Consider the following 21,517-nt stretch of genomic DNA (forward strand, 5'->3'; position numbering starts at 1 on the left):
GTTCTTTATGAGACACGCCGGCCGTACTTAAGGAGGAAGGCATGCGGGCACTGATGTACCTGGGAACGCGTCAGATGGAAATGCGGGAGGTCGAGGAACCCGGCGTCACGCCAGGCCACGCCGTGCTGAAGGTCGGCGCGGCGAGCATATGCGGTTCGGACCTGCACGGCTTTCTGGGCAAGAGCGCAAAACGGGTCCCGCCGCTGATCATGGGACACGAATTCACCGGCGAGGTGGTGGACCTGGGCCGCGGCGCGGAAGGACTGTCCATCGGCGACCGGGTCACGATCAATCCGATCCTTTCCTGCGGCCGGTGCGACGAGTGCCTTCGCGGACGCACCAGTATCTGCCCTCATCGAACGGTCATCGGCATCGAGCATCCCGGGGCCTTCGCCAACTACGTTTCCGTGCCCGCGGCGTCCTGCTTCAGACTGCCGGACCACGTGGGCGACCTCGAGGGAAGCATGGTCGAATCCCTCTCGAACGCGCTGCATATCTTCGACCGCAGCCTGCACGGGTTCATCCGGAGCGTGGCCGTCATCGGCGCGGGCACCCAGGGGCTTCTCGCCCTGCAGGTAGCCCGGCACATCGGGGCGACCCGCATCGCGGTGACGGACAGGGTGCCCTCGCGCCTGGTGCTGGCCACCTCGATGGGCGCGACCCACGCCATCGACGTCCGGGCCGACGACCCCGTGGAAGCCGTTTTCGACATGACGGACGGTCAGGGGGTGGACCTGGCGGTCGAAGCGGTGGGCCATACGGCGACACAGGAACAGGCCGTGCGGATGCTCCGGCAGGGCGGCGAAGCCGTGCTGCTGGGCCTCGGCGCCGAAGCGCCCATGGCCATTGACGGCGTGGCCATGGTCAACAGGGAACTGGTCGTTCGCGGTTCCTATGCCTACACGAGCGTGGACTTCGCCTATTCCCTCGAACTCATCTCCACGGGCAGGATCGACGTCGCCTCCATGGTCGTCGAACGGGACCTGGAGCAGGGGCCGGGCATATTCGCGAAACTGGTAGACGACCCCGGCGACCTGATCAAGGTGGCGCTGGTGCCGGGTTCCTGAGGCGGTCTCCTGGCGGCCGCGCGGCTGGAAGAAGGATCAGCGGCCAGGGCCGTGCCGCCGCAGGGCTTCTCTGAAATTCTCCTGGGAGACCCAGCGCGTATTATAGGCGCTTCGGTACGCTCTTAGACCGGATTCGTCCGGGTAACGAAGTTCCGGACCGTAAGGGTAGCCGGCCATCCCGTGAAAGGGCAGCGGTTCGATCGTGGCGGCCGTCGCCGTGTTCAGGTCGCCCTCCTTCAGCCAGCCGTCGGTGTGCAGGACGAAGTTCCTCGTCCAGCCGGGCGGCGGTTCGGGCAGGTCCGCCGCTTCGAAGGTCACCTTGATTTCCTCCCCCGAACTGTAAATGGCGTATCGGTTGTCGGATGCCCGCAGCAGGGGCGTCACGTCGCCGTAACGCGTCCGGAATCCCGCGAAGGGCAACCACTGGGGTTCGCCGCTCAGCACCTGGTAATCCCGGATAAACGGGCCATAGGTCGCCGTCCGGTACTCCCGGGAGTAGCCGCGGTAGTGCAGATCCGCCGTATCGGGCGACAGCCGGGTAATGCGCGTTTCGGTCCGTACGGGTTCGTCGACGGTGAAAAAAGCCTCGCTCCAGTACAACTCCAGGTTCGTGGTGAGCCTTACCCGGTAGTCTTCGGCAGGGAAACGGTCCGTCAGGTCGATGAAAACGGTCTTGTGTTCCCCCGATGGAAAGCCGGTGTACGGTATCACGGTCCGCCACTGTCCCCTGCCGTCCGGCACTTCCAGGTACGGCGGGACCACGGCGACGTTGCCGCGCTGGGACAGGGCCAGGTTGGAACTGGGCTCGACCGGCATGATCCAGCCGCACAGGTACAGGTGGATCCGCTCCGCGCCCTTCAGGTCGCCCAAGTCCAGTGTAATGGAATGCATTTCTGGTACGCCCTGGAATTCGCCGAGCCTGTAGTCCCCGACGTACAGGCTGTCCCGGGCGGCGAGGGCGGACAGGATGTCGTTACCGCGGTGGTCGCGGGCCGCCACGGGCAGGCGCGGTTCGGTCACCGTATGGATGGCGAGATCGGGGTAGGGCGGCGGGAGGTACTTCTCATCCACGAAGATGTCCGTCTCCGCCGGGTGGTCGACGACCAGCAATTCCATTTTGTCCATGTACACGGCGTCCCACAGTTCCTCCACGACACGGACCTCGAACTTCCCGTCCCGCATCCGCAGCTGGTCGCCCCGGATCTTCACGTAGTCGTTCGCCGCGTCCGGCCAGGCCGGCGCGCCGGTTTCCGTCAGGGCGCCGATGGCGCTCCGGGTCATCAGGTGGGTGACGAAGACGAACCGGTCGCCGTTCCAGGTGTATAGCGACGGGCAGGATCCCTTGAGCCGCTGCGGTTCGACGATAAGCGTGCGGGATTCCGGATCGATCCGGTTCTGGGGGACGCCGTTGCTCCAGATTACCCGGATCACGTCGGCCGTTTCCCGGCTGCCGAGGCCGACGTGGGTGACGGCCGCGTCGACCATCAGCGACTGGTAATGCGCCCCGGCGTTTACCTCTATGGTGGACCCTATGCCGTAGAAATTGTTCTTGCCGCTTCCTTCCAGAGCCGCGGCGAGCTGCACCTTGAGCCAGCCGTTCGCGTTGCCGCCGTCGTTTCGCAGCACCAGGGGACGGCCATCGTACAGCACGGCGAGATCCAGGTCGCCGTCATCGTCCAGGTCGCCGACCTCCACGTCTTCGATGGCCGACGGCAGGCCGGGGAGCAGGTCGGCCCATTCCTCAAATGTACCGTTGCCCAGGTTCCTGACCAGCCTGAGTCCCGACATGCCCGGCACCGATGTTCCGGCGAGCGCGAGATCGATGAATCCGTCATTGTCGAAATCGAAGGGCCGGACGGCGGCGGCATCGAGACCGTTACACGCGTCGCTGAACGCCGGGGGCGTGTCCTCCCCGTCGAAACGGCGCCCATTGTCGTTCCACAACAGCCGGCAGCCCTCGGCGGCGGTCCCCGCCATAAAAAGGTCCAGCGCGCCGTCGTTATTGAAATCGGCCGCGGCGACCGTCTTCGTGCCTCCCCACCGAATTCCGCCGAAACGTTCCGTCCAGTCCACCCACCTTCCCTGCCGCAGGTTCCGGTACAACCGGTGCGCGCCGTCGTCGAACAGCACGACGACGTCCACGGCGCCGTCCAGGTCGAAGTCGCCCCAGGCCAGCGACTGGGCGGGCCGCACTCCGGAATCACTATCACCGGAAACACCATCAGCAGTAACACCAGCAGCGAGAACGCCGTCAGCGGTCCTGCCGGAAACGCCGGACGCCGATTCGAGAAAGCCCGTCGCGGAGGTGGCCTCGTCGAAAACCCCTCCCTCCGTATGTCGGTAGAACCGAAGCACGCCCATATTGGACGCCAGCACGTCCAGGTCCCCGTCGTGGTCGAAATCTGCCCGGGAAACGGAGGCGAATAGCACCGGGCTTTCTCCCGGGTCCAGAGTCTGCGCCAGGCCGAATGTCCCATCCCCTTCGTTGCGGTACACCTGGGGGTATGATGTACCGGCTGCCAGAATGTCCATATCGCCGTCATTGTCGAAGTCACCTGGCGCAAGTCGAATGGCCGCGTCTCCCCGGACCGAGTCGTCCCTTCCCGACCATGGACTCAAAACGGCTTCCCAACCGTCCAAGGGGTTGCGCAGGACGGTCAGCCCTTGCCGGCCCGCCAGCGCCAGGTCCAGCCGCCCGTCCCCGTCCGCATCCGCCAGCGCCAGGTCCGTCCATCGCTCCTCGCCAGGCAGGATACTGTCCATCCACTCGTTGCCCGCATCCACGAACTGCATATCCACGAGTGAATCCGCGGCCGCTGCCGCCAGGTCGGGCGGCGCCGTCCGAAAATCGTAGAGCGGGGGCGACTGCTGCGAAGGATCCCCCAGGCGGTCCCGCGATGCCCGGTAGGCCGGGTCCACCACCAGCAGGTTGCCCAGGATACCCGCGCTGGATTCGGCTTCCGGTCCATCCCCGCGATCCAATGCGTCCAGCGTCCGGTCCAGCCAGGTCTGAATGTCTTCGGGAACGGGCGCGAGCAACCCGGACATCCGCCGGTATCCGGCCGATGCTTCCCGCGACCGGCCCAGCCGGATCAGGATTGCGTTCAACTCGACGAGCACGGCCAGGTTATCCGGTTCGTATTCGAGCATGGCCTGCAGTTCGGCCAGGGCGTCCTCCTCCTGGAGATCCGGACCTCGCAACCTTCTCATCTCGGTAAGATACTTGTACCGGAGCACCACATCGGACGCGTTGTGTCCAACGGCGTGGGCCAACAGGTCCAGGGCGCCTTCGCGGTCTCCCCGCGCCGCCACGATATCGGATTTGATGGAAAGGACCTCACCGTCCTGCGGGGCCAGATCCACGGCCCGGTCGACGGATGCGGCGGCCTGTTCGTAGTCTCGTAGTTTCAGCAGCGCCATGGCCCGGTTCGCGTGACCGAGCGGCTCGCGCGGAACCAGCCGGATCACCGACTCGAAGGAATCTGCCGCGCCTTCCAGGTCGTTCCGATACAGGTAGGCCAGCCCCGTGTGCTTCGCGGAAAGGGCTTCCTCCCACACGTCGCGGGAAGGGACGGACTCACCACAGCCCGCGAGCAGGCACGCGGCCATCGTTATCCACGCGGCCACAAATATACCAGTAATGGCGTTTACCATCCGCATTGAGCGTCACCTCTGATTTGGAAGGACTAGAACCGGTTGATGGCTATCAATTCACTGCTGCCGTCCCGCGTCACGCTTTTCAGGGCGATGGCCACCCGGTTTTCTTCGTCGAGAGCGTCCCAGTACGTCCCCATGACCTCTTCCGCCACGCCTTCCAGAGGCATGAGCAGGGGATCGCCCGAAAACCCCGGCAGCGGATCTCCGTCGCCCATGTAGGTCGTCAGGCACAGTCCCCGTCCGGGCGGAGGCGGGTCCGGCCGGTAAGTCAGCCGGTCGGTATGGGCGGGATCGAGCGGATTCGCCCGGAGTACGCTCAGGGAAACGGCGGGCGGCCCGTTCAGGTCCAGCATGCCGCTGATGCGGGGCGTGTAGTTCGGCGCGTCGGGTTCCCGTTCCCGGGTGGCCAGGGCGGCCTCGAAGGTCCCGCCGCCGCGCAGGGCGTCGTATATCGTCCGCGACTGGTCGCCGTTGGCGACGATGTAGGTCCCCGGCAGTTCGATCATGGCCGGATAGATGATCAGTTCCGGCGCGACCAGCCTCTCGGGATCGACCGGTTCTGTGTGTAGCACCGGCCCTTCGATCGCGAACCGCCGGTTCCGGCTGCTTTCGCTGCGGCCCATGATCCAGTAGAGCAGGAACCAGGCGTCGTCGACGGCCGACCGGCCGATGACCAGCCCCCGCCCCGGATAGCTGTTCGAGGAGATATGCCGCGCGAAGTTCCGTGCCGGGATTCCGGAGTCGTTCATGGAGCGCACCTGAACGGGTCCCTTCATTCGAACAGGCTCAACTGATTGGGGTCTTTTTCAAGGGTTCTTTCCCGGGGCGCCCGTTCCTCGGCGACGTCGCGGTCCAGGAGGAGCAGCGCGTCCGTCACGTCGCCGGCCACTTCCGCCGCCGAACCTTCGTGGACGGGTTTCAGCAGCAGGACTTCCTCCGGTTCGATATCGGGGTCGGACAACAGCGCCGCGCTGTGCGTGCTGATCAACACCTGCCGGCCGGTGTTCCGCTGCATGCGCAGGATCAGGGCAGCGAGCCGATTGACGATGCCCGGGTGCAGGCAGAGCTCGGGTTCCTCCAGAAACAGCATGGAATCCCCTTCGAGCAGCGCCCACAACATGCCGATGAGCCGTAATGTCCCGTCGGAGAACTGGTCCTCCCGCTGGATACCCGCCCTGGGCCGCCAGTGGGCGTACAGCGCCTGGAGATGGGGACGTCCGGTCTCCGGGTCCCGAATGAACTCGAGTTGCTCGAGCCGCGGCACGGCCGCCTTGAGCACCGCTTCGATCCGGGAAAGGCGGGCTCTTCGGGTCCGGTCGTGTTCCCGGGCGATGCGGTCCAGGAAGTCCTGCCCGTAGGGGTCGCCCTCGAGCGTCCGGCCGCCGATCAGGTCCGCGTTGCGGAGCAGCGATGGAACCAGGTGATAGTAGGTGATGACCTGAAAGTACCGGGCGATCTCACGGAACGCCCGGTTGGCGGTGATCTGTTCCAGGTAGGTCTGGGTAAGCCGTACGATGTCTTCCCGGTCCTCCTCGTTCGGCCGGTCGAGTATGACGGTCTTGTCTCTGCTCACCCGTTCATAGGTGATCAGCGTGTGCCGGTTCCCCCTGGCCTGCTGCCTGAGTCCGAGTTCATAGCGCCAGGTTTCCCGCCCGTTCACCGGGTCGCAGAACCGCACCTCGATGGCGATATCCGGATCCCTGCGCGCGGCGAGATTCCGGATCTTGGTCATGCCGCCCCGGTCCGCGACGGCCTTCTGGAGTCCCCCGCCCTCTTCCTTGGCGATGTCCCGGAGAAACCGGAACACGTCCATCAGGTTGGACTTCCCGGACGCGTTGGGGCCGACGACGAACTGCCGCTTTTGCAGATCGACGTTGATCCGCGGGAAGTTCCGCCAGTTTCTGACTTTCAGATGGCGCACATACATGGGCCGCTCCGGCGATCCACGGTGTACTAGTCAAAAAAGCCCTGGTCTTCTTCCTTCAGGTAGGGCAGCGCCTTGTCCGGAACCAGGTCGACCCCCAGGCCGGGGCTGTCCCACACGTCGATGAAGCCGTCTTTCACGATCGTTTCCGGCAAACCCTCCACGATGTCGTACCACCAGGACGGGTTGCCGATGGGGTATTCGAAGGCAATGTAGTTGGGCGGCATGGCGGCCGAGGCATGCACCAGGGCGGCCAGGCCGATCAAGCCGTCTATGACGCCGTGGGGCGCCATGAGCACGCCATGAAGGTCGGCGTATTCCGCGATCCATTTCAGTTCCGCGATCCCGCCCACGTCGGCCGGGTCGGGGCCCACTACGTCCACGGCCCTTTTCTCGATGAGATCGACGAAGTTCTCCCGGAGATAGATCTGTTCCCCCGTGTGAATCGGCGTGGAAGTCCTCGAATTCACCTCCCGATAGAGATCGGCCAGGACGAAGGGCGTATAGTCGCCGGTGATCATGTCTTCCAGCCACATGATATGCAGGTGTTCCACGGCTTTCGCCAGGCGCAGGGCATCCGGCACAAGCATTCCGGGACCGCAGTCGAGGGCCAGGCCGACTTCATCTCCGAGGACCGCCTTCATGGCCTCTATGCAGGCCACCAGGTGCTTCAGGCCCTTCTCGGTGAGCGGGCCCCGATTGCCGTGAAAGCCGTGCTTCTGCAGGTCGCCGTAGAAGAAATCGGGGACCTGCGACGGCATCTGGCTGTGGAAGCTGATGCCCTGCTTGATGATGGTGAACCCCTCGGGCGCCGCCTTCATCCGAGCCATGTCCTCCGCGTAGTCCTCCACGGTGGCGCCCTTCATGGGAAACCGTACGGCGCCGTTGTACACCCGCACCCGGTCCCGCATCTTGCCGCCTAACAGCTTGTACACCGGCAGTCCGGCCGCCTTGCCCGCGATATCCCACAGGGCCATCTCGATGGCGCTTACCGCGCTGCCCCAGGGCTTGAAACTGCCCAGCCGCCGTATGCTCGAGACGACGCGGTTCACGTCCGTGGGGTCCTGGCCGATAATGTGGTCACGGTAGAACAGGACGTGGGGTTTCATGTAAGGCTTCGAGTTCTCGATCTGTCCCAGCCCATGAATCCCTTCGTCCGTCGTGATCCGTACCACGGGGTTCTGGCCGATTACGGCACATTTCAGGTCGGTGATCTTCATGCGGAACTCCCTGTAGTCTGTTGCAACCGGCTCTCCCATCCCGCCGGCCGTCCAGCCGCCTCCCAGGCCGTCATTTCGTCCAGCAGGCGTTCGACGATGTTTTTCGGTCCCTGGAATCCGCCCTGGCGTTTCATTTCGCAAACACCGTCAGACAGCAGGTGCCGGTGCTCCTCGATGGGACCCGCACCGGGCGTCCAGGACGCGTAGGACGTGCAGTACCTTTGAAACATGGTGCGCCGCGGCGGGTCGCGCAAGGGCCAGGGCAGCGCGCCGTGGCAAAGCGCTTCGGTAAAGACGACGGCATCCCCCGCGTTGACGGGCACGTTGACGACCGTCGGCGGGCCGGAGCGTATGCCGATGGGTGCAGGCCGTTCGAAATAGGTCTTGTGGCTGCCGGGAATGCACACGAATCCGGCTCCTTCGGGCACGTCCACCAGGGAAATGGCCGCGTTGATGAAGGTGGCGAACACTTCGCCGTCCGCGGCCTGGTAGTCGTTGGCCGGGTTCCTCCATGCCCCGGAGGCGCCGTTGTGCAGCGTGATCTCGTCGCTGTCCGACCGGTTCACCGTGAGGGCCGACAGCAGGTGCTGGGGCCGTTCCCTCGTCAGGGCGAGCACGAGGCGCATGACCGGCAGGTTCAGTATGAGCCGGTCGAAGACCGGGTCGGCGTACTCGGCGTGGAGAATGGCCCGCGCAGCCGTCGGATTTACCCTGGGATCCTCATAGGAACAGAGCGGCGGCGGCAGTTCCTCCTCTGCCATCCCGTACCATTCGTCGCACCGCGCGATCATTCGATCCAGGTCCCCCGGCGTGACGACCTGGCGCAGGACGAGATAACCGTGCAGATCGAAAAGCCACTTCTCTCTATCCGAAAGCATGTAACCCGCCCGTCAGTTCACATAAGCGTTGTGGAACGCGATCCACCTGGGAAGGACTTCCTCGATCACCTCCCGGGGCGGCAGGAACGCGATCCTCAAATGACTGGTGCCCGGTCGCTGCCCGAATCCCTCGCCGTTGACGGTGACCAGCCCGGTCCGCTCCAGGAGTGCCATGCAGTAATCGAAGTCGTTCGTTCCTTCCGGCAGCCAGTCCAGCCTGGGGAAGAGGTACATCGCTCCGGTTCGTCCAAAACAGGAAACGCCTTCCATCTGATCGAATCCCGACCTGATCATGACCGCCTTGTCGTGGAGGTCTTCCAGGATCGTCCTGCGTTCATTCGTAAAGCGGTGGTAGGGTTCGGCGTTCTCGGGCGGCGGATTGACCAGCAGATACATCATCAGCTGGCCGACCGTGTTCGAGCAGATATTCACCGACGCCTGCTTGAGCACGAGATCGGTAAACGACAGTTCGGTGGTCCGAACGCGAGGAGCGTTCCTGATCTCGAGATAGCCGCCCCGGTGGCCGCACTCGCCGTAGTAGCCCTTCGAGGTGCTGTGCACGCTGAACAGCGGCACACCGTTTCGTCCCAGCACCCGTGCGAAGGATACGAACCCCCCGTCCCCACCGTAGACGTTCTCCTGGTAGACCTCGTCGGCGATGATAGCCAGGCCGTTGTCGCCGGCAAAGTCAACCACCTCCCTCACGGTCTCTTCGGTCAGTACCGCGCCGGTCGGGTTTCCCGGGTTGATGACCACGATGGCCTTGACGTCCACGCCACGCCCGCGTGCGTCTTCAAGGGAAGATTCCAGCAGGCTCCGGTCCAGAGCCCAACCCGATTCCTCATCGAGGAAATAGTCGACCTGCACGCCGCCGCAACGCTTGATGGCCGCGGAGTACAGCGGATACTGGGGAATAGGGATCATGATGCCGTCCGACGTGTCGTCTATCAGCAGGTCGATGACGTACCGCACGCCTTCGCTGGCGCCGTTGGTGATGAATACCTGCTCCGGGTCGGAACGGGGAACGGCGCCGCGGTCCGCATCGTCAGCGCCATCCCTGCGGTCTATGAAATCCGCGACGGCTTCCCGGATGAACCTCGGGCCGCTGCTGTCCGAGTAGGCGCCCATGCCGGTCTCCATCTGCGACAGGTAGCGTTCACTGAGATCAAGCACGTAATCGGAGTGGAACTCGTCCTGTTCCAGTCCGCCCGGTCCGCCCAGCCTGCCCAACCCGTCCAGGGCGCCTCCGTTAAACAGTGCTTTGAGTCTGCGTTCGCGCTCGATGCGAACGGGATGTTCGACCAGGCTCAGCACTTCCCGGTAAAAGGAGATAGGTTGCTGTCCAAGTGCCTGGGGATTGCCGAGATTGCACGGAATGATGCGTCTTCCCTGTCGCTTCAGTTCAGCCGCCCGCTGGGGAATCGGTCCGCGCACGGCGTACTCCATATCGAGTATCCTGCGGTTGACCGTCATGTCCCAGGGCGCTTTGACGTGCATGGTTCCGGGTTCCGATGGGTTGCATTTTAAGAATCACTTAGATTATAGAATCCCGCCACGTTTTTGTCGATGTATAATTGACCGGTCCCGCTATCGCTTTCGCCGAATATTTGCTTGACCACCCTTGGGGCACGGGGTAACTTCGCCCTATACAGACAACCTATGCAGACCGTGAAAGGTACGAACTTTCCATCTTCGCCTGCAGGCAGACTGCCGCCATACCAGACCGCCCGTCGTATCGCACCGGCCATGCGGGCCGGACTTCAGGTGAATGACCGGCGAGGGGCGCGTGCTGGCTAAACGCGGAATGAGCGCAGGAGATACCCGGGAGGAATCATGATTCGAAGGTCCTTCATACCCATGGCCACGGCCGCCCTGACCGCGGCAGGAATAGCGTTCCTGGCGGTCGCGTGTGCGGACATGGAAGTGGCCGAGCAGACCGCTGACGCCGACACCGTGATGTCGCCGATGTTCGAGGTGGATCCCCTGTGGCCCAAGCCGCTGCCCAACCACTGGATCCTGGGTTCCGCCATTGGCGTAACGGTCGACGCCAACGACAACATCTGGATCATACACCGCGGAAACGGCAACCCGAGCACGGAACTGGGCGCCGCGCAGGACCCGCCCGTGGCCGAATGCTGCATTCCCGCCCCGCCCGTACTCCAGTTCAGTCCCGAAGGCGACCTGTTGAACCATTGGGGCGGACCGGGAGAAGGATACGACTGGCCGGGTTCGAATCACGGGATCACCGTCGACCCGATGGGTAATCTCTGGATCGGCGGCAACGGAGGCGACGACGCCCACATCCTGGTTTTCGCCCAGGACGGCACCTTCCTGAAGCAGTTCGGCGAACCGGGCGCACGAAGGGCCGATTCCTTCGACGAAGCGGATCCGGAGTGGTCCGGCAACAGCATGGACCCGGGGAATTTCGGGCGGGTGGCCAAGATCTCCTTCGACGCCTCCGCGAACGAGGCCTACGTGGCCGACGGCTACCTGAACAAGCGCGTCGCGGTGCTCGACATCGAGACCGGGGCCCTGAAGCGGTACTGGGGCGCCTACGGCAACGAGCCGGATGACGCCAATATAGGTAGATACGACCCCGAAGCGCCGCCGGCGCAGCAGTTCCGCAATCCCGTCCACGCGGCCGATCCCTCGAACGACGGTCACGTGTACGTCTGCGACCGGCCCAACAACCGTATCCAGGTGTTCCGGACGGACGGTACCTTCGTGATGGAAAAAGTCCTCTCCGGCAACACGCTGGGCGCCGGGTCGACCTGGGACGTCGCCTTTTCAAAGGATGCGGACCAGAAATACCTGTACGTGGCGGACGGCCAGAACATGAAGGTGTACGTGCTGCTAAGGGAGACCATGGAAGTGCTGACCACTTTCGGAGACGGCGGCCGCCAGCCGGGCCAGTTCTTCGGCACCCACAGCATCGCGACCGATTCGAAGGGCAATATCTACACCACGGAGACCTACGAAGGCAAGCGCGTACAGAAGTTCACCTACATGGGTGAGGGCCCGGTCGAGCAGCAGGACCAGGGCGTGATATGGCCCTCTGCTTCCCGGTAGGCACGACGGATCGGGTCTCTCCTCTCACGGGACGACGGGCGGCGACCGGCCGGGTTGCCGTCCGCGTCCTGCTGTCGCTCGCCATAGCCGGACTCACGGCAGCCGTGCCGTCGACCGGCGCATTCGGCCACGACATCCCCACCGACATAACGGTTCGCGCATTCATCAAGCCTGAAGACCAGCGTCTCAGGATGCTCGTGCGGGTTCCCCTCGAGGCCATGCTCGACGTCACCTTTCCCCTGACCGGCCCCGGCTACCTCGACCTGTCCCGCGCCGACGAGTTCCTGAGGGACGCCGCCATGCTGTGGCTCGGACAGGAGGTGTCGATCTACGAAAACGGCACGCGCCTGGCCGTGCCCGAACTGGTGGCCGTCAGGGCCTCCCTTCCTTCCGATCCATCCTTTCACGCCTACGATACCGCGCTGGCTTCCACCCGGGGGCCGCCGCTCCCGGTCGGCACACAGATCTTCTGGCAACAGGTCATGCTGGACGTGCTCTTCGAGTATCGGATCACATCGGATCGTTCGGAATTTTCCATCCTTCCCGGACTCGAAAGACTGGGCATGCGGGTCTCGACCGTGCTGCGCTTCCTGCCTGTTTCAGGGGGCGAGCGTCTTTACCAGTATACCGGGAATCCGGGCCGTGTCGTACTCGATCCCCGCTGGCACCAGGCCGCGTTTCGTTTCGTGCAGCTCGGTTTCACCCACATCCTCGACGGCATGGACCATCTTCTGTTCCTGTTGTGCCTGATCATCCCCTTTCAGCGCCTTCGCGTACTCGTAGTCCTCGTTACCGCCTTTACCGTCGCGCACTCGGTCACACTGGTCGCCGCCACCCTGGGCCTGACGCCCGCCGCTCTCTGGTTCGTACCCCTCGTGGAAACGGTGATCGCCGCCTCCATCGTATACATGGCCCTGGAGAACATCGTGTCGCCCGGCCTGCGCCGGCGCTGGATGGCCGTATTCGGGTTCGGACTCGTCCACGGGTTCGGTTTCGCCTACGCGCTGCGGGACATGCTGCCTTTCGGCGGAGATCACCTGGTGGTCTCGCTTCTGGCGTTCAACGTGGGGGTCGAGATCGGTCAGCTGCTCGTGATCCTGGTCTGTGTCCCGGTACTTAGGATGCTCTTCAGGTACCTTCCGGGTGAGCAGACCGGGCAAAGTGAGCAGACCGGGGGGACCGGGCAAAGTGAGCAGACCGGGGGGACCGGGTGGTCCGGGCAACCCAGGCGGATCGGCGCGGTCATCCTCTCGGTCCTCGCGGGCCATACGGCCTGGCACTGGCTGGTGGAACGGGGTGCCGTCCTGTGGGAATTCGATGTCCTGGCTACGACGCCGGACGGCGCACTCTACGGGGTGTTGGGACTCCTGGTACTGATGTTGATTATCGCCGCCTTAGCGGGATGGGCATTCCTACGTTCTGACCGCACGGGCTGGTTGGACCGGACGGTCAGGACGGACCGGACGGACCAGAAGGATCAGGCGAACCGGGTACTTGAATGAAGGTCTCGGACAGCGCGAACACGCAGGAGCTGCGCTCACCACCGAGACTGGGGTTCCATATATCGACCGGATAGGGTTCACCCGGTATCAGGTGACCGTTGAACATGATCCGGGCGGACCGGGCAAAGAACAGGCAGGAGAAGACGTCCCATCCTTCCCGGAGTCCCGGACCGGGCGCGTCGAGCAGTTCGGGAGGGTGCAGGCCGTCCCAGCGGGCGATGACCAGGTCATCCGCCGTTTCGATCGTCCACGTGGGCGCGTCGAGCACGTTGCCGCTCCGCGTGAAAGCGGCCGGCACCACCTCCAGTTCCATGTCGTACATGCCGCCCCGGCCGCTCATCCAGGTTCGAATGAACGCGGCCAGGTCCGGATTGTCTGTACAGATCCTGCGGTACGAGGATCCATGTTCGATCAGCACATAGGCCACGGTCCCTTCGCCGGCCGAACTGTAGTGCGTATGCCAGAGGCTGACCATGGCGCTGTTCTCCCCGGTGTTCGGGGGGCGTATGTAGTTGATCCAGTGCTGCCCCGTCCAATACAGCCTGCCCGGGTTGACGATCGGCCTGTCCATCCGGTCCCTCCTATGCGCATGTCCACGGACCGCGTAACCGGTCCGCGATCCGAATCCATGTAAACTGATCCGGGCGGGACCGGCCGTCAAGGAAGGACTGGGAAACGGGCCGGCGAGGCCCTCGCGCGCGGCCCTTCCTCGCGGCCCTTCCGCATAAATCGCTTGCCCGGTTTCGGCCCGTCCTGTACATTTTCCGCATCAGGTCTTACTATCGGAAGGCCGTACAACACGGTCTGTTCGGGCAAGCGGTCATTCTTGCGCTCACTCCGGGAGTTTAGCGGCATGATCGGTGATATCGGTATGCAGGAACTGATGGTGATCTTCCTGATCGTCCTGCTCCTGTTCGGCGCGGACCGGATTCCGGCCCTGGCGAGGGGACTGGGCAAGGGCGTGCGTGAGTTCAAGCGGGTCGTGAACAATGCGAATACTGAAATCCAGCGCGCCATCGACATCGACGAGAAGGAACCGCCCCCGCGAAAGCCACCGCCGACAAAGGAATTGGACCGGTCATAGGATAACGGAACAGCAGACTTCGTGAATGGGCGTGCCGGCCGGTGGACGGTGCGCCCGTTTTGCATGATCCGGAGTCCGCAGCGCTTTCCACGACTACAGGACATGTCCACTGCCGCCCTTCGCAAAGACGCAAGGTGCATATTCGACGCGGCCCTGCAAGCCGTAGATCCAGCGGCGGCCATCCGGCGCCATGTCGTACGTGAAGGAAACCGGCTGAAAATCGGTGGCCACGACTGCGACCTGGACCGGTTTGAAAACGTCTACGTCGTCGGTGCCGGCAAAGCGGGTTCGGTGATGGCCGGCGCTATGGAATCGCTGCTCGGCGACCGGCTCACCGGGGGCATGGTCAACGTCAAGTACGGCCATTCTACGCCGCTGCGGCGCATTAAGGTGGTCGAAGCGGGCCATCCCGTTCCCGACGCGGCGGGCGTGGACGGAACGGAGCAAATCGTCGAACTCCTGGCGCCTCTCGGCGAAGACGACCTGGTATTCTGCCTGCTTTCGGGTGGAGGATCCGCACTCCTGCCGTTGCCTGCGGAAGGGGTGACGCTGGAGGAGAAAAGGGCGGTCACGGAACAACTGCTGCAGTGCGGCGCGACGATCAACGAGACCAATACGATTCGCAAGCATATCTCGCGGGTAAAAGGTGGACAATTGGCCAGGCTGGCGTCGCCCGCGCGGCTGGTGAGCCTGGTTCTATCGGACGTCATCGGGGACCCGCTCGACATCATCGCGTCGGGGCCCTCGGTGCCGGATGAAAGCACCTTTGCCGATTGCCTGGCGATTCTCGAAAAGTACGGTCTGCGCGGTAAACTGCCTGCTGCGGTGATTCGCCACCTGGATGCGGGGTCGAATGGAACCGTACCGGAAACACCGGATCCCGGTGATCCGGTCTTCGGTCGTACGCAGACGGTCATGGTCGCCAACAACCGGCAGGCACTCGATTCCGCCCGGATCGAGGCGGAAAGGAGAGGCTACAACCCGCTCGTGCTGTCCAGCTCGATCGACGGCGAGACGCGCGAGGTCGCCCGTGTCTACGCCGCCATGGCCCGGGAGATCGCAGGGTACGGCGATCCGGTTCGGCGCCCCGCGTGCGTGATTTCCGGCGGCGAGACCACGGTCACGCTGACGGGCGGCGGCAAGGGCGGACGGAACCAGGAATTCGTACTGGCCACCGTTTCGGGCATCGTGGGACTGGAACGAACCGTCGTGTTCAGCGCAGGAACGGACGGAACGGACGGTCCGACCGACGCCGCGGGCGCTGTGGCGGACGGACATACGCTTACCCGGGCCGCCGAAATGGGGCTGGACGCCGACGCCTGCATGGACCGAAGCGACGCCTATCACTTTTTCGAACCGCTGGGCGACCTCGTCATGACGGGCCCTACCCATACCAATGTCATGGACCTGCGTCTGTTGCTCGTCGATTGAGGACGCAAAAGCTGGAATCCACCATGATGACCGAAACACAGAGGTACCTGTTCGACCTGACCGGATTTCTGCACCTGGAAGGCGCCCTCGGAGAAGCAGCGCTCGCAGAAGCGCTTGACGCCGCGGAGCGGTATATCCGCACGCCCTCCGAAGACCTCCCGCCGGATTTCGGAAGCAGGGACGGCCGCATTTACGACAACGGATTCGCCTTCGACAAGGCACTGGAGCGGCTGGTATTCCAGCCGAGCTACTGGCCAATCGTAAAGGAGTTCACGTCCGGCAAACCCCGTTTCGTACGGGGGTCCATGCTCGTGAACCAGCCAGGGGGAGTCGTCGATCCGGGATCGCTCCACTGCGCGCGCGAGGCCTACGGTTGGCAGAGCACGCGCTACGAATGCCGGGACGGCCGCATTTACTGCGATGATTTCGTCGTATTCATCTATCTCACCGACGTATATCCCGGCGACGGCGGACTCGTGGTCGTGCCCGGGTCCCACAAGTGCAATTTCGACCGGCCCGATTCGGTCTTCGACGGGGGCGACCTGGAAGACGACGCGCCACCCGGCACGACAAACGTTACGCCCAGGGCGGGCGACGCGGTGGTCATCTCCGAGTTGCTCACGCACGGCACCCTCCGGTGGAAGCCGACCGACCGGAAGCGTATCGTGCTCGTGCTGCGGTACGCGCCCCAGTACAGCGGCGGCGGTCCGTGGACGACGGACACGCTGAAGGCCCGGCTTTCGCCCGAGACCAACGAATTGATGGCCCTGGCCTCCTTCACGGAAATCAAGGACGTCACCCAGAGGGAAGTGGTCACGTTAACCGTATGATTCGTTCGCTTCTCCGGCAGCGGGCCTGACCCGGCACCACCCGGAACGAACCGCGGGCCTGACCCGGCACCGCCCGGAACGTCGCAAAGGCAAGGTACATGGACACAGCCTGGCAGGAACAGATCGGGAAAGAGATCGACTGCGCGTTCCGATTCGACGAAACGGCCAGGGTCCTGTACAGCACGGACGCCAGCATCTACGAAATCCAGCCGCTGGGCGTCGCGTATCCGGCGCACGCGGACCAGGTCTCCCAACTCCTCCGGTTCGCCTACGAAAGAGGCATCCCCGTCACGCCCCGCGGCGGGGGCACCAGCCTGGGCGGCCAGGCGGTGGGCCGCAGCATACAGGTCGACTTCTCCCGGCACATGAACCGGGTCCTCGAGGTCAACGTCGAGGAGCATTGGGCCAGAATCCAGCCCGGCGTGGTGCTCGACGAACTCAACGCCCACCTGAAACCGTTGGGACTGCTCTTCGCCCCGGACGTCTCGCCGAGCAACCGGGCGAACGTCGGCGGCATGATCGGCAACAACTCCTGTGGTTCCCATTCCATCATTTACGGCAAGACGATCGACCACGTCCTGGAACTCGACGTGGTCCTGAGCGACGGCACGCGGACGGTCTTCAAGCCGGTCGGCGACCGCGAATACGGCGAGAAGGCCGCACTCGGCGGCCTGGAGGGCCGGATCTACCGCGAAATCCGCCGCATTGCCCACGAGAACCGGGACGAGATCGAGGCCCAGTACCCCCGGATCATGCGGCGCGTGGGCGGATACAATCTGGACGAATTCACTGGAGAAGGTCCCTTCGACCCCTGCAAGATGATCGTCGGATCCGAGGGCACCCTGGCCGCCGTGACCGAGGCACGCGTCAACCTGGTGCCGTTACCTGTGCATAAAGCCCTCAGCATCTGCCATTTCTCGGACCTTATCGAATCAATGGAAGCGACGGTCGAGATCCTGAAGACCGATCCCTCGGCCGTGGAACTCACCGACAAGACCATACTGGACCTGGCCAAGGACTCCCCCGCGGCCGCCCATCAGCGGGACTTCATCGAAGGCGACCCGGAAGCCATCCTCATGGTCGAGTATTACGGGAAAACGGCCGAAGAGGTCACGGACCGCCTGGACGCCCTCGAATCCCTGCTCCGGGAGAAGCGCCTGGGCTACGCCTGCGTCCGGGCCACGACCCCCGCCGCCCAGTCGAACGCCTGGGCCATACGCAAGGCGGGACTCGGGCTGCTGATGGGCATGAAGGGGGATACCAAGCCGGCGACTTTCGTGGAGGACACGGCGGTCTCGCCGGAGAAGCTTCCGGACTACATCCGCGACTTCCGCGATATCGTCCACAAGCACGGCACGGTGGCCTCCTACTACGCCCATGCCAGCGTGGGCACGATCCACATCCGGCCGCTCATCAATCTCAAGGAATCCGAGGGCATCGCGCGCATGCGGGCCATCGCCGAAGAAATCCGCGACCTGGTCCTGGCCTACGGCGGCGCGGTCAGTTCCGAGCACGGCGACGGACTCGTGCGGAGCGAATGGAACGAGCAGGTTTTCGGGCCGCGGCTGTACGAGGCCTTCAAGGCGGTCAAGGCCGTGTTCGACCCGAACGGCATCATGAATCCGGGCAAGATCATCGCGAACCAGAAGATGACGGACAACCTGCGATTCGGCCCGGCTTACCAGGCGGAAGAGATCAACACTTATTTCGATTTCTCGGGCGACGGCGGGTTCTCGCGGTCCATCGAGCTCTGCAACGGGGTCGGCGCCTGCCGCAAGAAGCTGGTGGGGACCATGTGCCCGTCCTATATCGCCACGCTCGACGAGGAGCACAGCACCCGGGGCCGCGCGAACGTGCTCCGGGCCGCCCTGTCGGGCAGGCTGGACGGGGAAGGGTTCACGAGCCGGCGGGTCTACGAAGCCCTCGACCTCTGCCTGGAGTGCAAGGGCTGCAAGGGCGAGTGTCCTTCCAACGTCGACATGGCCAAGATGAAGTACGAATTCCTCGCCCACTACTATGAGAAGCACGGGCTGCCCCTGCGCAACCGCCTGTTCGGCCGCATCGAAGCACTCAACCGGCTCGGTTCCGCCTTCGCACCGCTGAGCAACCGGATCGTGAACCATCCCTGGCATAAGCGGATCCTGGAACGGACGATCGGCGTGGACAGGAGGCGGTCCCTGCCGGAGTTTGCCGAAGTTACCTTCGAACAGTGGTTCTATCAGCGCGGCCCCGGACGCGCCGATGACCGTGATCGGCCTACGGTCGTCTTCTTCCCGGACACCTTCGTCAACTACAGCGAGCCCCACATCGGCGTGGCCGCCGTGGAGGTACTCGAAGGCGCCGGATACCGCGTGGTGCTGGCCGAACCCCGCGCCTGCTGCGGCAGGCCCCTGATCTCGAAGGGCATGCTGCGCCAGGCCCGGGCAGCCGCCGAATACAATATCGCCCAGCTTGTCCGGTTTGTGGACCGCGGATGGACCATCGTGGGCTGTGAACCCAGCTGCGTCATGACGTTCCGGGACGACTACCGCGACCTCGTGGACGACCCGAGGGCCGACCGGCTCGCAGAGGGCATGCTCATGATCGACGAGTTCCTGGCCCGGGAACACGGGGCCGGCCGCCTTTCGCTTCCGGTCCGGCCCACCGGCCGGTCGATCAGCCTGCACGGACACTGCCAGCAGAAGGCCATCGCCGGCACGGGTTCCACCGTGGCCGCCCTGGAACTGGTGCCCGGGTACGAGGTCACGACGTTGAATACCGGTTGCTGCGGCATGGCCGGCAGCTTCGGCTACGAACGGGAGCACTACGACCTGTCGATGAAAATCGGCGAAGACCGGCTCTTCCCCGCTATCCGTGCCGCCGATGAAGGGACAGAATTCGCCGCGACGGGGACCTCCTGCCGGCACCAGATCGTCGACGGCACGGGCAGGACCGCCCTCCATCCCATCGTATTGATCAGAAATGCGCTCGGCGACCGACGGAGCATCCAGCGTTGAACCGCGCCCCCTGTTTCTCCACTTTTTCCATCGTCGCCCTGGACCCCGATACGGGGGATCTCGGCGTGGCGACCCAGTCGAAGTATCTCGCCGTGGGATCCGTGGTCCCCTGGGCGCGGTTCAACGCCGGCGCCATCGCCACGCAGGCCTGGGCCAACGCGTCCTTCGGCCCCAGGGGGCTCGACCTGCTCGAACAGGACGTCGGCGCCATCGACACCCTCGAACGCCTGATCGAATCCGATGCCGGCCGGCAGTCCCGCCAGGTCGGCGTGGTGGATCTCGACGGCACGGCGGCGGCCTTCACGGGGGAGGAATGCCAGGAGTGGGCGGGGCACGTGACCGGTGGGGGCTACGTCTGCCTGGGAAATATCCTCGCGGGTGAAGAGGTGGTCGCCGTCATGGCGGAAACTTTCGAGGCACCCGGCGAGGAGGATTTCGCGGCGAATCTGCTCGCCGCGCTCACGGCCGGCCAGGATGCCGGCGGCGACCGGCGGGGCATGCAGTCGGCCGCCCTGCTCGTGGCGCGGGAAGGCGGGGGCTGCGGCGGTACATCCGACTTCCTCGTGGACCTGCGGGTCGATGACCATGCCGATCCCATCGAGGAACTGAAGCGCCTGTACCTGCTCCATGGAAGGCTCAATCCATGAAGTCCGACATGCAGCGCGCCAAGCTCGTGCTGCTGACCGTGGTTCACTTCCTGGTGGACCTCTTCTCCTCCCTGCTGACACCGATTCTGCCCGCGCTCGTTACGCGGCTGCAACTCTCCCTTACGCAGGCCGGACTGCTCGCCGGCCTGCCGGCCATGACCTCCTCCCTGGTCCAACCTCTGATGGGTATCCTGGGGGACCGGATGGAGAAACGCTATTTCATCATCCTCGGCCCGGTGTTCTGCGCCGTCTTCATGTCTGCCGTGGGACTGGCGCCCTCCTTTCTCGTGCTGCTACTGTTTATCATTCTGGGAGGGTTCGGCACCGCCAGTTTCCACCCGCAGAGCGTGTCCATGGCCGGCGACGTCAGCGGTTCGAGACGCGGTTACGGCGTGTCGCTTTTCATCGTCGGCGGAACCGCCGGTCTGGCGGCAAGCCCCTTTGTCGTGCCCCGCATCGTGGAGCGCTTCGGTCTCGAAAGCCTGGTCTGGCTCGCGGTTCCCACGGTAATCGCCGTATTGGCCATGGCCCGGGTCATCCCCATCCGCAATGAAGACCGCAGGATAACCCGCCTGGCCGATGTGGGCGCTTCATTCCGGCCGAATCTGTGGCCCATGGTCAATCTCACGGTAGTGGGCATCATCCGGACGATCTCCGGGGTTGGTTTCGCCACTTTTTTCGTATTGCTGCTCAAGGATCGGGGCCTTACCCTGCAGCAGGGGGGCGACCTGCTCTTCGTCTTTCAGGGCGGCGCGGTGATCGGCGGGTTCGTCGGCGGCTGGCTTTCCGACCGGTTGGGACGGAGCCGCGTGATCTGGTCCACGATCCTGTTTTCCACCCCCTTCCTGTTCGCATCGCTCTACGACACCGGGCCGATGCTTCCGGTCTGGCTGTTCCTGGGAGGATTCATGAACATGGCGTCCAATTCCGTTTCCGTCGCCATGGCCCAGGAACTCGTACCGGACAGCGCGGGAACGGCTTCCAGTTTTCCCATGGGATTCAGCTGGGGCGCGGCGGGTGGCGCGCTGATCGTCTTCGGCGGTATCGCGGACCGCATCGGCGTAGTGGCAACGCTTGAAGTACTGGCACTGATCCCGCTGGCCGCCGTGGCGCTGGCCCTGTTGCTGCCACCGGACCGCGAGTTCCGAAGGGCCGCTACCCGCGTGCGCAAGGCGGCCGCGGACTTTGAGAGAGTGACCTGATCCCGTCAAG

Annotated in this window: 16 protein-coding genes; 9 read left to right on the plus strand and 7 right to left on the minus strand. The window is 64.3% G+C overall.

Translation table 11 applies throughout. The features are described 5' to 3' along the window. Positions 1-41 precede the first annotated feature (41 nt). Positions 42-1,067, plus strand: coding sequence for an alcohol dehydrogenase catalytic domain-containing protein (locus F4Y38_04310; GenBank protein MXY48509.1), 1,026 nt, complete (start codon positions 42-44; stop codon positions 1,065-1,067). Between the two features lie 36 nt (positions 1,068-1,103). Here the strand turns inward: F4Y38_04310 and F4Y38_04315 are convergent, their stop codons facing one another. The 6 genes from F4Y38_04315 to F4Y38_04340 are packed head-to-tail and all read right to left on the minus strand — an operon-like array spanning position 1,104 to position 10,219. Continuing rightward, positions 1,104-4,727 carry a tetratricopeptide repeat protein gene (locus tag F4Y38_04315; protein ID MXY48510.1) on the minus strand — a complete coding sequence of 1,208 codons (3,624 nt, stop codon included), beginning with the start codon at positions 4,725-4,727 and terminating at the stop codon, positions 1,104-1,106. A 26-nt stretch (positions 4,728-4,753) separates the two neighbouring features. After that, positions 4,754-5,473 (minus strand): inosine monophosphate cyclohydrolase, encoded by a 720-nt coding sequence (locus tag F4Y38_04320; GenBank protein MXY48511.1) that lies wholly within the window; start codon positions 5,471-5,473, stop codon positions 4,754-4,756. Between the two features lie 23 nt (positions 5,474-5,496). Beyond that, complete coding sequence (locus tag F4Y38_04325; GenBank protein MXY48512.1) at positions 5,497-6,651, minus strand: AAA family ATPase; 1,155 nt, start codon at positions 6,649-6,651, stop codon at positions 5,497-5,499. Positions 6,652-6,677: 26 nt separating this feature from the next. Then, positions 6,678-7,868, minus strand: a complete 1,191-nt coding sequence (locus F4Y38_04330) for a mandelate racemase/muconate lactonizing enzyme family protein (GenBank protein ID MXY48513.1) — start codon at positions 7,866-7,868, stop codon at positions 6,678-6,680. Then, complete coding sequence (locus tag F4Y38_04335) at positions 7,865-8,746, minus strand: phytanoyl-CoA dioxygenase family protein (protein MXY48514.1); 882 nt, start codon at positions 8,744-8,746, stop codon at positions 7,865-7,867. The genes F4Y38_04330 and F4Y38_04335 overlap by 4 nt, the downstream gene beginning before the upstream one ends. Positions 8,747-8,758: 12 nt before the next feature. Continuing rightward, a complete protein-coding gene (locus tag F4Y38_04340; GenBank protein MXY48515.1) occupies positions 8,759-10,219 on the minus strand; it encodes an aminotransferase class I/II-fold pyridoxal phosphate-dependent enzyme in 1,461 nt (486 codons plus the stop codon). 384 nt (positions 10,220-10,603) lie between these two features. On the opposite strand from F4Y38_04340, the gene F4Y38_04345 reads away from it, so the two are divergent. Continuing rightward, positions 10,604-11,815 (plus strand): hypothetical protein, encoded by a 1,212-nt coding sequence (locus F4Y38_04345; protein ID MXY48516.1) that lies wholly within the window; start codon positions 10,604-10,606, stop codon positions 11,813-11,815. Then, a complete protein-coding gene (locus F4Y38_04350) occupies positions 11,794-13,317 on the plus strand; it encodes a HupE/UreJ family protein (GenBank protein MXY48517.1) in 1,524 nt (507 codons plus the stop codon). The genes F4Y38_04345 and F4Y38_04350 overlap by 22 nt, the downstream gene beginning before the upstream one ends. Here the strand turns inward: F4Y38_04350 and F4Y38_04355 are convergent. Next, positions 13,265-13,888 carry a hypothetical protein gene (locus F4Y38_04355; protein ID MXY48518.1) on the minus strand — a complete coding sequence of 208 codons (624 nt, stop codon included), beginning with the start codon at positions 13,886-13,888 and terminating at the stop codon, positions 13,265-13,267. The two genes, F4Y38_04350 and F4Y38_04355, sit on opposite strands and share 53 nt — an antisense overlap. A gap of 282 nt (positions 13,889-14,170) precedes the next feature. Here F4Y38_04355 and F4Y38_04360 point away from each other — a divergent pair, with 282 nt between their 5' ends. From F4Y38_04360 to F4Y38_04385, 6 genes are all read left to right on the plus strand, one after another. Beyond that, on the plus strand, positions 14,171-14,401 hold the full coding sequence (locus F4Y38_04360; protein ID MXY48519.1) for a twin-arginine translocase TatA/TatE family subunit: 231 nt from the start codon (positions 14,171-14,173) through the stop codon (positions 14,399-14,401). A gap of 102 nt (positions 14,402-14,503) precedes the next feature. After that, positions 14,504-15,832 carry a glycerate kinase gene (locus F4Y38_04365; GenBank protein ID MXY48520.1) on the plus strand — a complete coding sequence of 443 codons (1,329 nt, stop codon included), beginning with the start codon at positions 14,504-14,506 and terminating at the stop codon, positions 15,830-15,832. A gap of 23 nt (positions 15,833-15,855) precedes the next feature. Further along, positions 15,856-16,662, plus strand: a complete 807-nt coding sequence (locus F4Y38_04370) for a phytanoyl-CoA dioxygenase family protein (protein MXY48521.1) — start codon at positions 15,856-15,858, stop codon at positions 16,660-16,662. A 98-nt stretch (positions 16,663-16,760) separates the two neighbouring features. Further along, the gene (locus tag F4Y38_04375) at positions 16,761-19,658 is read left to right on the plus strand and encodes an FAD-binding protein (GenBank protein ID MXY48522.1); all 2,898 of its coding nucleotides are present in this window, start codon (positions 16,761-16,763) and stop codon (positions 19,656-19,658) included. Next, positions 19,655-20,305, plus strand: a complete 651-nt coding sequence (locus F4Y38_04380) for a DUF1028 domain-containing protein (protein ID MXY48523.1) — start codon at positions 19,655-19,657, stop codon at positions 20,303-20,305. Before F4Y38_04375 ends, F4Y38_04380 begins: the two co-directional genes overlap by 4 nt. After that, positions 20,302-21,507: an MFS transporter gene (locus F4Y38_04385; protein MXY48524.1), complete on the plus strand. Its 1,206-nt coding sequence runs from the start codon at positions 20,302-20,304 to the stop codon at positions 21,505-21,507. Before F4Y38_04380 ends, F4Y38_04385 begins: the two co-directional genes overlap by 4 nt. Positions 21,508-21,517: the final 10 nt, after the last annotated feature.

The organism is Gemmatimonadota bacterium (assembly GCA_009838645.1).
Classification (GTDB): Bacteria; JAAXHH01; JAAXHH01; order JAAXHH01; family JAAXHH01; genus JAAXHH01.

Excerpts from the sequence above, each read along its gene's own strand:
- F4Y38_04320 (MXY48511.1), bottom strand. The coding sequence starts at position 5,473 with ATGAACGACTCCGGAATCCCGGCACGGAACTTCGCGCGGCATATCTCC.
- F4Y38_04360 (MXY48519.1), top strand. The coding sequence starts at position 14,171 with ATGATCGGTGATATCGGTATGCAGGAACTGATGGTGATCTTCCTGATC.
- F4Y38_04350 (MXY48517.1), top strand. The coding sequence starts at position 11,794 with ATGGCCCTCTGCTTCCCGGTAGGCACGACGGATCGGGTCTCTCCTCTC.
- F4Y38_04340 (MXY48515.1), bottom strand. The coding sequence starts at position 10,219 with ATGACGGTCAACCGCAGGATACTCGATATGGAGTACGCCGTGCGCGGA.
- F4Y38_04385 (MXY48524.1), top strand. The coding sequence starts at position 20,302 with ATGAAGTCCGACATGCAGCGCGCCAAGCTCGTGCTGCTGACCGTGGTT.
- F4Y38_04355 (MXY48518.1), bottom strand. The coding sequence starts at position 13,888 with ATGGACAGGCCGATCGTCAACCCGGGCAGGCTGTATTGGACGGGGCAG.
- F4Y38_04315 (MXY48510.1), bottom strand. The coding sequence starts at position 4,727 with ATGCGGATGGTAAACGCCATTACTGGTATATTTGTGGCCGCGTGGATA.
- F4Y38_04310 (MXY48509.1), top strand. The coding sequence starts at position 42 with ATGCGGGCACTGATGTACCTGGGAACGCGTCAGATGGAAATGCGGGAG.
- F4Y38_04325 (MXY48512.1), bottom strand. The coding sequence starts at position 6,651 with ATGTATGTGCGCCATCTGAAAGTCAGAAACTGGCGGAACTTCCCGCGG.
- F4Y38_04345 (MXY48516.1), top strand. The coding sequence starts at position 10,604 with ATGGCCACGGCCGCCCTGACCGCGGCAGGAATAGCGTTCCTGGCGGTC.
- F4Y38_04375 (MXY48522.1), top strand. The coding sequence starts at position 16,761 with ATGGACACAGCCTGGCAGGAACAGATCGGGAAAGAGATCGACTGCGCG.
- F4Y38_04365 (MXY48520.1), top strand. The coding sequence starts at position 14,504 with ATGTCCACTGCCGCCCTTCGCAAAGACGCAAGGTGCATATTCGACGCG.
- F4Y38_04335 (MXY48514.1), bottom strand. The coding sequence starts at position 8,746 with ATGCTTTCGGATAGAGAGAAGTGGCTTTTCGATCTGCACGGTTATCTC.
- F4Y38_04330 (MXY48513.1), bottom strand. The coding sequence starts at position 7,868 with ATGAAGATCACCGACCTGAAATGTGCCGTAATCGGCCAGAACCCCGTG.
- F4Y38_04370 (MXY48521.1), top strand. The coding sequence starts at position 15,856 with ATGATGACCGAAACACAGAGGTACCTGTTCGACCTGACCGGATTTCTG.